Origin of the sequence: Luteimonas sp. MC1828 (genome assembly GCF_016461615.1) — a bacterium.
Classification (GTDB): domain Bacteria; phylum Pseudomonadota; class Gammaproteobacteria; order Xanthomonadales; family Xanthomonadaceae; genus Luteimonas.
On record NZ_JAEMNY010000001.1, the window covers coordinates 855,083 to 868,712 of the forward strand.

Sequence of the window (13,630 nt, forward strand, 5' to 3'; positions counted from 1 at the left end):
GACTTCCCGCATTCGCACGCCGGGAACCCGCATGAAGATCGTCGAAGTCCGCCATCCGCTGGTGCAGCACAAGCTCGGCCTGCTGCGCCGCGCCGACAACAGCACCAAGACCTTCCGCGAGCTGTCGGCCGAGGTGGCAACCCTGCTCACCTACGAGGCCACCGCCGACCTCGAGACCGAAGAGGCCGAGGTGGCCGGCTGGGCCGGCCCCGTGCGCGTGACGCGCATCAAGGGCCGCAAGGTGACCCTGGTGCCGATCCTGCGCGCGGGGCTGGGCATGCTGCCCGGCGTGCTGGATCTGATCCCGGCCGCCAAGGTCAGCGTGGTCGGCATCAAGCGCGATGAAGCGTCGCTCGAGGCCGTGCCGTACTACGAGAACCTGGTGGGCGAAATGGCCGACCGCACCGCGCTCATCCTCGATCCGATGCTGGCCACCGGCGGAACCCTCATCGCGACCGTCGACATGCTCAAGGCCGCCGGCTGCAGCCGCATCAAGGGGCTGTTCCTGGTGGCGGCGCCGGAAGGGCTGCGCGCGCTGCAGGCACGGCACCCGGATGTCGAAGTATTCACCGCCGCGATCGACGAACGCCTGGACGACACCGGCTACATCCACCCCGGCCTCGGCGACGCCGGCGACAAGATTTTCGGCACCCGCGCCTGAGTCCATTGGCGCGGCGCGCGACTGGCCGGGCCGGTGGCCTGCCTGGTGCACGCCTGGCGTTGGGCCAAGTGTGGCCAGCCCCTTGTTCACGCTGTTTTCGGGTCCTGCCGGCTCCCGCCGGTCGCATGCGACCGACGGCGCACTGGCCGGTGCGCACTGGCTGTTCGGACGCAACCGCCTCGACATCGAAAGCCACCAGCTGATCCGCGACGGCTACCGCACGCAACTCGACGAACGCGCCTTCGCGGTGCTCACCTGCCTGCTTCGCCACGCTGAGCAGGTCGTGCCACGCAGCACGCTGGTGGCCGACGCCTGGCCGGGCGTCGCCCATGTGAACGACAGCGCGGTGTCCAAGACCATGCGCCGGCTTCGCATCGCACTCGGCAGCGAAGCCGGCCGGACCCTGTCCACCGTCTACGGCGTGGGCTACCGGCTGACGACGCCGGCGGTCCTGGTACCGGCGGGGGCAACCCTGCCACAAGCCAACGGCACGGCGGTGTCGGTTCCAGGTTCGCCACGTCCCCGGCTGCCAGGCCCCGGCGTACCGGAGCCGGCGCGCGCGCAGGACATTCCCGCGCAACCCGAAATCTCGACCGCCGCAGGCGTCCGCCCTGAAGCGGCCAGTGTGCGCGAACGCACCGACCGCGCCCGCCGGCACCGCCAACTGGTCATTGCCGTGCTGCTGCTGTCGGCGCTGCTGGCCGCCTGGCTGCTGCTCGCGCCCGTGGCACGCTGACCGCCGGGTCAGCCCGTGGCGCCCAGGCTCCGCGCCTGCAGCCCTGCCATGCGGTGCTCCGCCGTGAACCGGCCGCGGTCGTCGCGCGCCAGCTGTGCCAGTGCGAATTCCGGGTCATGCGTGAAGAACAGGTGCACGTTGCGCGCCAGCTTGTCCTCCAGGAACGCCTGCTTCTCGTCGATCAGGGTCTCCGCGCAGCGGTCGTAGCCCATGGTGATCGGCACGTGCACCCAGGGCAGTCCCGGCACCAGGTCGGCGCAGAACACCACGCCGCCGTGCGGCTCGCCGTCGCGCAGGTCCGGGCCCAGGATCTCGGCCAGCATCATCCCCGGCGTATGCCCGTCGCTGTAGTGGAAGCGCACGCTGTTGCCGAGCGCCGGCGTGTGCACGCCGTCCACCAGCTCCAAGCGCCCGCTGGCCTCCAGCAGGCCGGGAAGCTCGGGGATGTAGCTGGCACGGTCGCGCGAATGCGGGTGCGTCGCGCGTTGCCACTGCTCGCGGCCGACCACGAAGGTGGCGTTGGGGAACAGCAACGACGGCGCGGCACCCTCCGACCACGCGGCCAGCAGGCCGCCGGCGTGGTCGAAGTGCAGGTGGCTCAGCACCACCACGTCGATGTCCTCGTGGCTGAAGCCCGCGGCCGCCAGCGAGTCGAGCAGCACGTGGCGGTCCTCGGTGACGCCGAAGCGCTCGCGCAGCTTTGGCTCGAAGAACGCGCCGATGCCGGTTTCGAACAACACCGTGCGACCGGCGAGTGGCGTGGCCAGCAGGCAGCGCGTGGCGAGCGGGATGCGGTTGGCGTCATCGGGCGCCGCCCACTTGGCCCAGACCGCACGCGGTGCGTTGCCGAACATCGCGCCGCCATCGAGCTTCTGGGTGTTGCCGTCGATCGACCAGAGTTTCATGGGCCGATAGTAGACCTTCGCGCGCCTCAGTCGGCCGAAGTCGTGCCGAAATGCAGCATGAAACGGCCATCTTCGGGATCGGTCGCCACCACCTCGACCGGCGCCATGGTTCCATCCAGCGCCAGCCTGCCCTGCCCGCTGGCATCGGGCTCGGCACTCGGCAGCCGCAGCCGGCTGCCACGCCAGGCCTTGACCGTCACCAGCGCCCCCGCGGCGGCAACCCGGAGCCTGGTCCGCGCGTCGGCCGGAAGCGCGACGTTGCGGCCGGCGGCATCGTCGAGGGCGTCCTGCTGCAGCACGAACAGCGGCTCACCATCGGCTTCGACCGCGAAGCGCCAGTCGGTGGTGCCGACCGAGCCATCGCGCAGCACGACGATGCGCTCGAGCTGCAATCCGAGGCGGCGTTCGGCCGGCGCGACCGGCGGGGCATCGGCAGCGCCCGCGATGCTTGAGGGCGAGGAAGGTGCCGGCGCAGCGGCGATGGCAGCGGCAGGCGCGTCCTGCAGGGCTCGGGCGCGACGCTGGGCGTCGAGTTCAAACAGGTTGCCGATCAGCGTGGTCAGCGCGACCAGGAAGAACACGGTCGCGGCGAGCTTGGCCGGCAACTTCAGGTACCACGGCTTTGCTGGCTGCTGTCCGGACACGGCGGGCCCCCGGGCTTATCGGCTGCGCGCCGGCGCCGCGGCTTCGACGGCCGCCTTGCCGACCGGATTGCGCGGGTCGCTGCCGCCCTCGAGTGCGTCGGTCGTGCGGTCCCACGCCACCGTCTGCAGGTTGCCCCACACGTGGCTGGAGGCACGGCCGTCGGGCTCGGCCTTCGGCAGGTCGACCACGTGCCCCATCGCCTGCAGCGCGCGCGCGACTTCAGGGGTGAACGTACCGGTCTCGGCCGAGATCCGGTCCGGCATCCACTGGTGGTGGTAGCGCGGCAGGGCGGCGACGTCCTGCGCTGACAGCCCCGCGTCGTAGCCGAGCATGCCGAGCAGCACCATGGTGATGATGCGCGTGCCGCCGGGCGTGCCGAGCACCGCGATGCGCTCGTCGGAGACCATGAAGGTCGGTGTCATCGAGCTCAGCATGCGCTTGCCGGGCTTCGGTGCGTTGGCGTCGTAACCCATCACGCCGAAGGCGTTGGGCGTGCCCGGCATGAGCGCGAAATCGTCCATCTCGTTGTTGAGCAGCACGCCGGTACCCGGCGCCACCAGCCCGGAGCCGTACAGCAGGTTCACCGTCTGCGTCGCGCCGACGCGGTTGCCTTCCGCGTCGATGATCGAGAAGTGGGTGGTCTCCTCGTCTTCCAGCGGCGTGGGTGCGCCGGACAGCAGTTCGCTGGGCGTCGCCTTGTCGGGATGGATGGTGGCGCGCAGGCCGGCGGCGTAATCCGGGCTGGTGAGCAGGCGCTGCGGCACCTTCACGAAGTCCGGGTCCCCCAGGTAGAAGGTGCGGTCGCGGAACGCGCGGCGCATCGACTCCACCACCAGGTGCGTTGCCTGCGCCTCGGGCAGTGCATCGAGGTCGTACGGCGCCAGGATCTGCAGCATCTGCGCCAGCGCGATGCCGCCCGACGACGGCGGCGGCGCGGTCACCACTTCCCAGTCGTGGTAGCGGAAGCGGATCGGCTCGCGCACGCGCACGCGGTAGGCGGCGAGCTCTTCGGCCGTCCATTCGCCGCCGGCGTCGCGCACGCCGGCCACGAGCTTTTCCGCCACGTCGCCGCGATAGAAGCCGTCGAAGCCGCCGTCGGCCAGCGCCTGCAGCGTCCGCGCCAGGTCCGGTTGACGGAACACGTCGCCTTCGGCGATCGGCCGGCCACCGGCCAGGTACACCTCGCGGGTGCCGGGATAACGCTCCATCACTTCGCGCCGCGCCTGGTAGCCGCGCGCCATGCGCGCATACACCGGGAAGCCCTCGCGGGCGATGCGGATCGCCGGTGCCAGGCTGCGCGAAAGCGGCAGCCGGCCATGTTCGGCCTGCAGGTGCACGAACGCGGCCGGCAGGCCGGGGATGCCGGCCGACCATGCGCCGTTGGTGGCGCGGTCGCGGTCGAAGCCGCCGTCGGCCAGCACATAGCGCTCCGGAGTGGCCGCGGCCGGCGCGGTCTCGCGCGCGTCCACGAACAGGTCCTGGCCGCTGGCGGCATCGTGCAGCAGGAAGAATCCGCCGCCGCCGATGCCGGAGCTGATCGGCTCGACCACCGACAGCACCGCCGACACCGCGATCGCGGCGTCGAAGGCGTTGCCGCCGTCGGCCAGGATCTCGAGGCCCGCATCGGTGGCCAGCGCGTGCGCCGAGGCCACGGCGACGCCCGGCGGCCTGGCCGCAGGCGCGCCGGAGGTCGCGGTGGCGGCAACGGCTTCGCCATCGGCCACGCTGGCGCACGCCGGCACGAGGGCCAACAGCAGCGACAGCGCGCCAAGGTGCAGCAGGTTGCGAAGGCTCATGCAGCGTTCTCCCGCAGCCGCATGAGCTTGGCAAGCAGCTGGTCGTGGGTTTCAGGGATGTCGGGATCGGGGTCGATGCACTCGACAGGACACACGACGACGCACTGCGGCTCGTCGAAATGCCCCACGCACTCGGTACAGCGCGCGGGATCGATCACATAGATGGTCTCGCCCTGCGATATCGCATCGTTCGGGCATGCCGGCTCGCAGACGTCGCAGTTGACGCAGAGCTCGTTGATACGCAGGGCCATGGGCTCATTGTAGACCTAGCCCGCAAGGACCGCCGCCGGGGGATGCCGGCGGCGGCGCCTGGATCACTTCGCTTCGATGAAGACGTAGTCGACGCCGGCGGGGGCAACCGCGGCCGCGACGCGCTCGTTGTCGGCGGCAGCACCGATGAACAGCACGCGCACGCCCTTCATGGTGTCGGCCGGCACGTCGGCGAACGACTGCACCACGATGTCACCCATGCGGGTGGAATCAGCCGAGGCGTAGGCCAGCAGGTTGCCCTTGACGATGCCGCGGGCCACGTCGCCCTTGGCCTTGTCGAGCAGGCGCTCGTAGGCGCCGGTCTGGTCCTCGGCGCCGGCCGTGGACGGCAGGAAATACACGTAGGGCTGGTTGCTGATGCCCTCCATGTTGCGCGTCACCACGTCGGAGACGTAGGCGCGCCACGCCGAGTCGTCGGAGCCGGCGGCAGGTGCGGTCAGCGCGGCCTGGACGGCGACCGGCGCGGCTTCTTCCTTCTTGCACGCGGCCAGCAGCGGGAGTACGAGGCAGGCGGTCAGGAGCAGGCGGGACATCGTGTTCATTTCAGGTTCCCCATGTTTTCTGGAAGGCCGGACCATATGGTTCCGGTGGTCAAAGCTTGGTGCGCCGCCATTCGGCCTGCAGCGCATCGGCCACTGCCGCCGGCACGAATCCCGAGACATCGCCGCCAAGGCGTGAGATCTCGCGTACCAGCGATGATGAGATGAAGCCATATTGTTCCGCGGGGGTCAGGAACAGCGTCTCGACTTCGGGAATCAGGTGGCGGTTCATGCTGGCCAGCTGGAATTCGTACTCGAAATCCGACACCGCGCGCAGGCCGCGCAGCAGCACCCCGCCGCCGACCTCGGCAACGAAGTGCGCCAGCAACGAGCCGAAGCCCAGCACTTCCACATTGGGGTGCGCGGCCAGCGCTTCGCGGGCCAGCTCGACGCGCAGCGCCAGCGGCAGTGCCGGACCCTTGCCCGGGCTTTCGGCAACGCCGACGATCAGTTTCTCGAACAGCGGCGCCGCCCGGTCCACCAGGTCGACGTGGCCGTTGGTGATCGGATCGAAGGTGCCGGGATAGACGGCGATCCTGTTGCGTGCTGTGGTCATCGCGTCGCTGCGCCGGGTCGGGTGGCTTGGGCCGCGGCGAGTGTAGCAGCGCGGCGGCAGGCCGGGCTCAAGCGGGTCCGTTCCCGGCGGCGTCGGCAGTCGCGTGGCGATAGAGCGCGTGGCGCGCATCGCGCGTTGCGGACTCGCGGTGCAGGCGCCAGCCCGCACCGGGATCGGGTGCCACGCCGGCGGGCGATTCCAGGTACAGCCACGCGTCGCGCGCGAGCCACGGCGGCAGGCGCTGCAGCGCCGCGGCCCAGGCGCCGTCGGCGAACGGCGGGTCGAGGAACACCAGATCGAAGCGGCCGTGCACGGGCAGTCGCAACCATTCCAGCGCGTCGGCACGCACCACCTTGGCGGCGTCGCCTGCGTGCAGGCGTTCGCAGCTTTCGTGCAGCGACTGCACCAGCGCCGGATCGCGTTCGACCAGCAACGCTTCGGCGGCACCGCGCGACAGCGCTTCAAACCCGAGCGCACCGCTGCCGGCGAACAGGTCGAGCACGCGCGCACCGTGCAGCATCGGCTGCAGCCAATTGAACAGGGTCTCGCGCGCGCGGTCGGACGTCGGGCGAAGGCCCGGCGCGTCGGCCACCGGCAGCTTCGACCCACGCCACTGGCCGCCGATGATGCGGACGCTGCCCGCGGGCCTGGCGCGTGGCGAAAGGGTCGGAATGTGGGCCGGTGGTACCATGCCGCGTCATTGTCCGCGCTCGCGCGGCCATGTGCACCCCCTCCCCCACACGGTCCGGTTGCCATCGCAATGGTCAGCTTTTTCCGCCGCAAGAAACCCGAAGCAGGCACCGGCGGAGGGCATGCCGGCAGGCCGAAGCTGGACATCGAGGCGCTGGCGGCGGCGTTTCCGAACGCCCCGGGCACAGAGCCGTCGGGTTCCGACGCAGGCGACCACACCGACGACGCGCGCGCCGCGCCGGTCGCCGATGCGATCGACGCGACCGCCGGTACTTCGCCGTCGACGGAAGCCGAGACAGCAGCCGAAGCCAAGGTGCAGGCGTTCATGGATGCGGCGGTCGCCGCGCCTGTTGCCGCCCAGTTGCCACCAGCGCAGGTCCCGATCGAAGCGCCGATACCGACCACGCCCGGGTCATCCGGAACCCAGGAAAAGCCGGCCGCGGCACCCGGCAAGTCGGGCTGGCGCGAACGGCTGAAGGGCAGCGGCTTCGCCCGCGGGCTTGGCGGCCTGTTCTCGCGCAACCCGCGCCTTGACGACGACCTGCTCGACGAGATCGAGACCGCACTGCTCACCGCCGACGTCGGCGTCACCGCCACCACCCAGCTGGTCGAGTCACTGCGCAAGCGCATGAAGGCCCGCGAGTTCGCCGATGCCAACGCGATGCTCGGCGCGCTGCGCGGCGACCTGATCGCCATGCTCGAGCCGGTCGCGCGGCCGCTGGTGATCGACCCGGCGGTGCGCCCGTTCGTGATCCTCACCGTGGGCGTCAACGGCGTCGGCAAGACCACCACCATCGGCAAGCTGGCGCGGCGCTACAAGGACGAAGGCCGCAGCCTGATGCTGGCCGCCGGCGACACCTTCCGCGCCGCGGCGGTCGCTCAGCTGCAGGCCTGGGGCGAGCGCAACGGCGTGCCGGTGATCGCGCAGGGCCAGAACGCCGACGCTGCCTCGGTGGCGTTCGACGCGCTGCAGGCGGCGCGCGCGCGCGGCACCGAAGTCCTGATCGCCGACACCGCCGGGCGCCTGCACACCCAGCAGGGGTTGATGAACGAGCTCGGCAAGATCAAGCGCGTGCTCGGCAAGCTCGACGACGCCGCGCCGCACGAGGTGCTGCTGGTCATCGACGGCACCACCGGCCAGAACGCGCTGTCGCAGCTGCGCCAGTTCCACGCCGCGGCCGGCGTGACCGGGCTGGTGGTCACCAAGCTCGACGGCACCGCCAAGGGCGGCGTGGTGTTCGCGCTGGCGCGCGAGTTCGGCATTCCGATCCGCTACGCCGGCATCGGCGAGCGCCCCGAGGACCTGCGCGTGTTCGACGCCGAGGCCTTCGTCGACGCACTGCTGCCGGAAGCGCTGGGCGCGTGACGCGGCGCCGCGTTGCCGCCTGGCTGGCGGGGACGCTTGCGCTCCTGCTGCTTGCCGCCGCCATCGTGCTGTCGCTGCTGGCACAGCCGCAGCGACTTTCGCGGCTGGCGCTGGACACGGTGGGCGGCATCCTCGGGCTGGAGATCAGCGCTTCGGGTGAAGCGCGCTACCGCCTGCGCGGCACGCCGATGCTCGAAGTGCGCGACGTCGTCGCGCGCCAGCCTGGTGCCGCCACGCCACTCTTGCGCGCAGAGCGTGTGTTCCTTTCCCTGCCATGGTCCACGCTGCGCAACCGCGCCGCGCCGCTCGAGCTCGACCGCATCGAACTCGACGCTCCCCGGCTTGATGTCGCTGCGCTCACGGCCTGGCTTGCCACGCGGCCACCCGGCGACGGCCGGATCCCCACGCTGCGCAATGGCCTGCTGGTCAACGACGGTCGCATCGACGGCGACGGCTGGCACGTCGAAGCGCTCGGGCTGTCCCTGGACGCGCTGCGCGCCGGCGCGCCGCTGGCCGCGAAGGCACGCGGTCGCCTCGTGCTTGCGCCGCCCACGGCGGTCCAGTTCGACCTGCGCATCGCTGCCGAACGGGTCGAGAACGGCAGCGGCGCCGCCGTCACCGGCCGCGCCACGCTGGACAATGGCAACTGGCGACTGCCCGCCTACGTCACCGTATCCGGGCCGCTGCGCTACGACGCCGGCACGCTCCGCGTGCAGCCGCTGCGCTTCGGCGCAAGCGCGCGCTACGACGGCGGCGACACCACGCTGCCATTCGCGCTCGGGCTGCATGGACCGCTGCGCCTGCGCGACAGTGCGTGGTCGCTCGCGCCGGCCGAGATCGTGCTGCACGGCGAAGGCGTGGTGCCCACGCTCGATGCGCGCGGCCGGATCGCACTGTCGCGCGCACTGCTGCTGGAGCTGTCCGGGCGCATGGCAGCATGGCCGCAGGCCTGGCCGACGCTGCCGCCGCCGCTGGACGCACCGGACAAGCCGCTGCCCTTCTCCATCGCCTACGCCGGCTCGGCGTCGCGTGGCGACCCGGTGGCCGTGCAGCTTGCGCGTGGCGACGCGCGCGCCGAAGCCGTGTTGCGCATCGCCGAAATCCTCGCCTGGTCGCAGTCCGCCGCGGACGACTCACCGCTGCCGCCGCTGCGTGCCCGCGCCACCGCGCCGCGCATCGAAGTGCCGGGTGGCGTGCTGGAAGGCGTGGAAGTGACGATCGAAGAATCGCCGTGAGCGAAGTTGCCGACAGCGGCTTCGCGCCGCGGCTCCTCGCGTGGTTCGACATCCACGGCCGCCATGACCTGCCCTGGCAGCACCCGCGCTCGCCGTATCGGGTGTGGCTGTCGGAAATCATGCTGCAGCAGACCCAGGTGCGCGTGGTGGTGCCCTACTTCGAGCGCTTCGTGGCCGCCCTGCCCGACCTGCCGGCGTTGGCCGCCGCGCCGCTGGACGACGTGCTCGGGCTCTGGTCGGGTCTGGGCTACTACGCGCGCGCGCGCAACCTGCACGCCGCGGCGCGCGCCTGCGTCGACCACCACGGCGGCGAACTGCCGCGCGACTTCGACGCACTGCTGGCGCTGCCGGGCATCGGACGCAGCACCGCCGGCGCGATCCTGTCGCAGGCCTGGGGCGACCGTTTCGCCATCCTCGACGGCAACGTCAAGCGCGTGCTGGCACGCGTCCACGGCGTCAGCGGCTGGCCCGGCCTGCCGGCGGTCGAGAAACAGCTCTGGCAGCACGCGCAGGCGCAGCTGCCCGACGCGCGCCTGGCCGACTACACCCAGGCGCAGATGGATCTCGGCGCCACCCTGTGCACGCGCCACGAGCCGGCGTGCATCCTCTGCCCGCTGCAGGACGGCTGCGTCGCACGCTTCCAAGGTCGCGTCACCGAGCTGCCCACGCCGAAACCCGGCAAGGCGCTGCCGCAGCGCGAAGCCGTTCTGCTGCTGCTTCGCGACAGCGAAGGCCGCGTGCTGCTGCGCCGCCGCCCGCCGGCCGGCGTCTGGGCCCAGCTCTGGTCGCTGCCGGAGGCCGACGACCATGACACCGCGCGTGCGCTGTTCCACGCCCATGTCGACGGTGACTACTCGCAGGGCGAGGCCCTCGAGCCGATTGCCCACGCTTTCAGCCACTACCGGCTGAGGCTGCTGCCGCTGCGCTGGCGCGCAGTCGCCCCCGCCGCCGCGGTGGGCGACAATGACGACCTGCGCTGGGTATCGCTAGACGCGATCGATGCCCTCGGGATCCCGGCGCCCGTCAGGACACTGCTCGACGCGCAGTTCGCCGAGCAGCAGGAGGATCCGCCGCCATGAGCCGCACCGTGTACTGCGAATACCAGAAACAGGAGGCCGAAGGCCTCGCCTTCGTACCGTGGCCGGGCGAACTGGGCAAGCGCGTCTTCGCGCACATCGGCAAGGCCGGTTGGGCGGCATGGCTGGCGCACCAGACCATGCTGATCAACGAAAACCGGCTGTCGCCGCTGGATCCCGCGCACCGCGCCTTCCTCGAAGGCGAGATGGAGAAGTTCCTGTTCGGCGGCGGCGCCGAAACGCCCGCCGGCTACGTGCCCGAAGACGCTTCCTGATCTTCGCGGGCCGCCTTCTCGGCGGCCTTGACCTTGCTGGTGTCGAGCGGACGGATCTCGCTGATGCGGCACGGGATCTGCATCGAACCCTGGCCGCTCGCCAGCACCTTGTCGAAGCGCGCCGAAACGCGCCCAGCCTGGCTGCTGGTGACCGCGATCACCGGGGTGTAGTCGATGTCCGGGCAAGGGCCGTCCAGGTCCAGCAGCCACGCGCGCCTCGGGCCGGTCCACAGCGCGATCGCGCCGTCGCCCAGCGGCGTCCAGCCGGTGATGCTCCCGTGGAACGGGAAGCTGTTGACCGGCGAACCCGCCGCGGCGCGATAGATCGCGAGTTTTTCCGCGGCGCCGACTCCGCCACCCGTCGCACAACCCGACACCAGCAATACCGCCGCCAGGGCCATGCCCATCCGGGCAATCGTTTTCGTGGACATCGTCGCCTCCCGCCGCAGTGCGGCATCTACCATCCGTAACGCCATCATGCAACGCGCGGAATGCGCCCGGAGCGACACCCCACAAGCAGGTTCAGCTGCCGTGATGCTTGCCGCACGCGCCCCGCCGCCGTATCATTCCGCGCTCGCCAGTGGCCGGGTAGCTCAGTTGGTAGAGCAGGGGATTGAAAATCCCCGTGTCGGGGGTTCGATTCCCTCCCCGGCCACCATTGCGAGGAAAATCGTGGACCCGTAAGCCCTGCATGGCATTCGCCCTGCGGGGCTTTTCGTTGGTGGACGTGGGAAAATCCACGCCATGAATGATTCCGGGCCGCAGCCCACGGCCCAACAGGCCACCGCCACCACGCGCGTCCTCACCGAAGCACTGAAGACCGACATCCGCGCCGCCTACAGCAGCCTGCAGGACAACACGCCCGGCTTCAGCACGCGGCGTGCGCAGAGCCACATGATCGGCGTGGTCTCGCGGGCCCTGGCTACCAGCGGCGGCATCGGCATTGCCGAAGCGCCGACCGGCGTCGGCAAGAGCCTCGCCTACCTGACCGCCGGCGTGCCGATCGCGCTGGCCACCGGCAAAAAGCTGGTCATCAGCACCGGCACCGTCGCCCTGCAGTCGCAGCTGGTCGGGCGCGACATTCCGGCGTTCCTCGCCGCGACCGGGTTGCAGGCACGCGTGGCGCTGGCCAAGGGCCGCACGCGCTACCTGTGCACGCGCAACGCGGCCGAGATGCAGGGGGGATCGAGCCAGGATGCGATGTTCCCCGACGAGGAGCCGCTGTACGACCGTCCGCTGTCCCCGTTCGAGATCGAAGCCGCGACGCGCCTCCTCGAGGCATATACCGATCGCCTGTGGGACGGCGACCTGGATGCCGCGCCGGAAGTCGTCAGCCCTGCCCTGCGCAGCCAGATCACCACGCCGGCATCGGCCTGCGCGGGACGTCGCTGCGGCTATGCCGCGCAGTGCCCGGTGCTGACCGCGCGCACCACCGTGCGCGACGCGCAGATCGTGGTCACCAACCACGCATTGCTGCTGTCGTCGCTGTCGCTGGGTGATGCGGAAAACAGCCAGCCTTTGCTGGCGGCGCCCGCGGACATGCTGCTGGTGCTCGATGAAGGCCACCACGTTGCCAGCGTCGCCATCGACCAGGGCGCGGCGCGCCTGCCGCTGGGCGACATGGCCAAGCGCGTGGCGCGGATGCAGGGCCTGGTGACCGCCAGCTACCGTCTGGTCGGCAAGGAGACGATCGGCACGCTGCTGCCGAGCGACGCCGTCGAGCTGGCGGCGCGCGTGGCCAAGGCGCTCAAGGCTTTCCGCGTCGAACTCGAACACGCCTGGACTCCCGAACCCGGCGATCGCGATCCGATGTGGCGCGCGCCGCACGGCCGCCTGCCGGTGGACTGGATGCCCGCCGTGGAAGAGCTCGGCGACGACACCCGCAGCCTGTTCAACTGGGTGCACGCCGCGCAGCAGATGGTCGCCAAGTCGAAGCAGGATGATCCGGCCAAGGAGCGCCTGCAGCGCAACCTTGGCATGGCGCTGGAGATGGTCGAGGAACAGCACGCGCTGTGGTCGGGCTGGCGCCGCGAAGACCGGGAAGGACAGCCGCCCATGGCGCGCTGGCTGACCCAGGCCCGCGACGGCGACCTGGTCTGCCACTGCTCGCCGGTCTCGGCCGCGCAGGTGCTGCGCCAGCTGCTGTGGAAGGACGTCGACTCGGTGGTGATGACATCGGCCACGCTGACCGGCGGCGGCGATTTCCAGGCGTTCGCCATCGATACCGGGCTGCCGGATCACGCCGAGATGGTGAGCCTGCCCTCGCCGTTCGACCTGCCGCGCCAGGCGCAATTGATCATCCCGAAGTTTCCGGCCACGCCCGATGACCGCGAAGGCCATCCCGTAGCCGTCGCCAACTACCTCGAGCGCGAGCTGGACTGGGGCAAGGGCAGCATGGTGCTGTTCACCTCGCGCTGGAAAATGGAAAAAGTCGCGGAGCTGATGTCGGATGCGCGCCGCAGGCAGATCCTCGTGCAGGGCATGGGCAACAAGTCGCAGACGGTTGCCGACCACGTCGCACGGATCGCCGCCGGCAAGGGTTCCGTGCTGTTCGGCCTGAACTCGTTCGGCGAGGGCCTCGACCTGCCCGGCGAGGCCTGCACCACGGTGGTGATCACCCAGGTGCCGTTCTCGGTGCCGACCGACCCGCAGACCGCCACCTTGAGCGAATGGCTGGAGAGCCGTGGCCACAACGCCTTCAACCTGATCGCGGTGCCGCACGCGCTGCGCACGCTGACACAGTTCGCCGGGCGGCTGATCCGCACGTCCACCGATACCGGGCGCGTGATCATCCTCGACTCGCGGCTGCTCAGCCGCCGCTACGGCAAGCGCATCATCGACGCGTTGCCGCCGTTCGAGCGCGTGATCGGCTGAGGCGCC

The 13,630-nt window shown here is 70.9% G+C and carries 15 protein-coding genes and 1 tRNA gene; 8 read left to right on the plus strand and 8 right to left on the minus strand.

From position 1 onward, the window contains the following. Window positions 1-31 precede the first annotated feature (31 nt). Window positions 32-661, plus strand: a complete 630-nt coding sequence (gene upp, locus JHB91_RS03995; protein ID WP_199471633.1) for a uracil phosphoribosyltransferase — start codon at window positions 32-34, stop codon at window positions 659-661. Window positions 662-743: 82 nt separating this feature from the next. Further along, window positions 744-1,397: a winged helix-turn-helix domain-containing protein gene (locus tag JHB91_RS04000; protein ID WP_199471635.1), complete on the plus strand. Its 654-nt coding sequence runs from the start codon at window positions 744-746 to the stop codon at window positions 1,395-1,397. Between the two features lie 8 nt (window positions 1,398-1,405). Here JHB91_RS04000 and JHB91_RS04005 read toward each other — a convergent pair whose 3' ends face one another. From JHB91_RS04005 to rsmD, 7 genes are all read right to left on the minus strand, one after another. After that, the gene (locus JHB91_RS04005) at window positions 1,406-2,302 is read right to left on the minus strand and encodes an MBL fold metallo-hydrolase (protein WP_199372476.1); all 897 of its coding nucleotides are present in this window, start codon (window positions 2,300-2,302) and stop codon (window positions 1,406-1,408) included. Between the two features lie 26 nt (window positions 2,303-2,328). After that, on the minus strand, window positions 2,329-2,946 hold the full coding sequence (locus JHB91_RS04010; RefSeq protein ID WP_199372475.1) for a hypothetical protein: 618 nt from the start codon (window positions 2,944-2,946) through the stop codon (window positions 2,329-2,331). A gap of 15 nt (window positions 2,947-2,961) precedes the next feature. After that, window positions 2,962-4,743, minus strand: a complete 1,782-nt coding sequence (ggt, locus tag JHB91_RS04015; protein ID WP_199471637.1) for a gamma-glutamyltransferase — start codon at window positions 4,741-4,743, stop codon at window positions 2,962-2,964. Further along, window positions 4,740-4,994, minus strand: a complete 255-nt coding sequence (locus JHB91_RS04020) for a YfhL family 4Fe-4S dicluster ferredoxin (protein WP_199372473.1) — start codon at window positions 4,992-4,994, stop codon at window positions 4,740-4,742. The genes ggt and JHB91_RS04020 overlap by 4 nt, the downstream gene beginning before the upstream one ends. A 63-nt stretch (window positions 4,995-5,057) precedes the next feature. Next, window positions 5,058-5,555: a hypothetical protein gene (locus JHB91_RS04025; protein WP_199471640.1), complete on the minus strand. Its 498-nt coding sequence runs from the start codon at window positions 5,553-5,555 to the stop codon at window positions 5,058-5,060. 49 nt (window positions 5,556-5,604) lie between these two features. Then, on the minus strand, window positions 5,605-6,108 hold the full coding sequence (gene coaD, locus JHB91_RS04030; RefSeq protein WP_199372471.1) for a pantetheine-phosphate adenylyltransferase: 504 nt from the start codon (window positions 6,106-6,108) through the stop codon (window positions 5,605-5,607). A 67-nt stretch (window positions 6,109-6,175) separates the two neighbouring features. Continuing rightward, on the minus strand, window positions 6,176-6,799 hold the full coding sequence (rsmD, locus tag JHB91_RS04035; RefSeq protein WP_199471642.1) for a 16S rRNA (guanine(966)-N(2))-methyltransferase RsmD: 624 nt from the start codon (window positions 6,797-6,799) through the stop codon (window positions 6,176-6,178). Window positions 6,800-6,868: 69 nt separating this feature from the next. Here rsmD and ftsY point away from each other — a divergent pair, with 69 nt between their 5' ends. Genes ftsY through JHB91_RS04050 form a run of 4 tightly spaced genes read left to right on the plus strand, consistent with a single transcriptional unit; the run spans window position 6,869 to window position 10,750 of the window. After that, on the plus strand, window positions 6,869-8,164 hold the full coding sequence (gene ftsY, locus JHB91_RS04040) for a signal recognition particle-docking protein FtsY (RefSeq protein WP_199471643.1): 1,296 nt from the start codon (window positions 6,869-6,871) through the stop codon (window positions 8,162-8,164). Next, window positions 8,161-9,399 carry a hypothetical protein gene (locus JHB91_RS13880; RefSeq protein WP_233398509.1) on the plus strand — a complete coding sequence of 413 codons (1,239 nt, stop codon included), beginning with the start codon at window positions 8,161-8,163 and terminating at the stop codon, window positions 9,397-9,399. Before ftsY ends, JHB91_RS13880 begins: the two co-directional genes overlap by 4 nt. Beyond that, complete coding sequence (mutY, locus tag JHB91_RS04045; protein WP_343225050.1) at window positions 9,396-10,478, plus strand: A/G-specific adenine glycosylase; 1,083 nt, start codon at window positions 9,396-9,398, stop codon at window positions 10,476-10,478. The genes JHB91_RS13880 and mutY overlap by 4 nt, the downstream gene beginning before the upstream one ends. Continuing rightward, on the plus strand, window positions 10,475-10,750 hold the full coding sequence (locus tag JHB91_RS04050; RefSeq protein ID WP_199471645.1) for an oxidative damage protection protein: 276 nt from the start codon (window positions 10,475-10,477) through the stop codon (window positions 10,748-10,750). Before mutY ends, JHB91_RS04050 begins: the two co-directional genes overlap by 4 nt. On the opposite strand, the gene JHB91_RS04055 is transcribed toward JHB91_RS04050, so the two are convergent. Beyond that, window positions 10,726-11,181: a DUF6491 family protein gene (locus tag JHB91_RS04055; protein ID WP_199471646.1), complete on the minus strand. Its 456-nt coding sequence runs from the start codon at window positions 11,179-11,181 to the stop codon at window positions 10,726-10,728. The two genes, JHB91_RS04050 and JHB91_RS04055, sit on opposite strands and share 25 nt — an antisense overlap. A gap of 151 nt (window positions 11,182-11,332) precedes the next feature. Here JHB91_RS04055 and JHB91_RS04060 point away from each other — a divergent pair. Together JHB91_RS04060 and dinG are read left to right on the plus strand one after the other, a co-directional pair. Then, window positions 11,333-11,408: transfer RNA gene (locus JHB91_RS04060), tRNA-Phe, on the plus strand. An 86-nt stretch (window positions 11,409-11,494) separates the two neighbouring features. Then, window positions 11,495-13,624: an ATP-dependent DNA helicase DinG gene (gene dinG / locus JHB91_RS04065; protein WP_199471647.1), complete on the plus strand. Its 2,130-nt coding sequence runs from the start codon at window positions 11,495-11,497 to the stop codon at window positions 13,622-13,624. Window positions 13,625-13,630 lie beyond the last annotated feature (6 nt).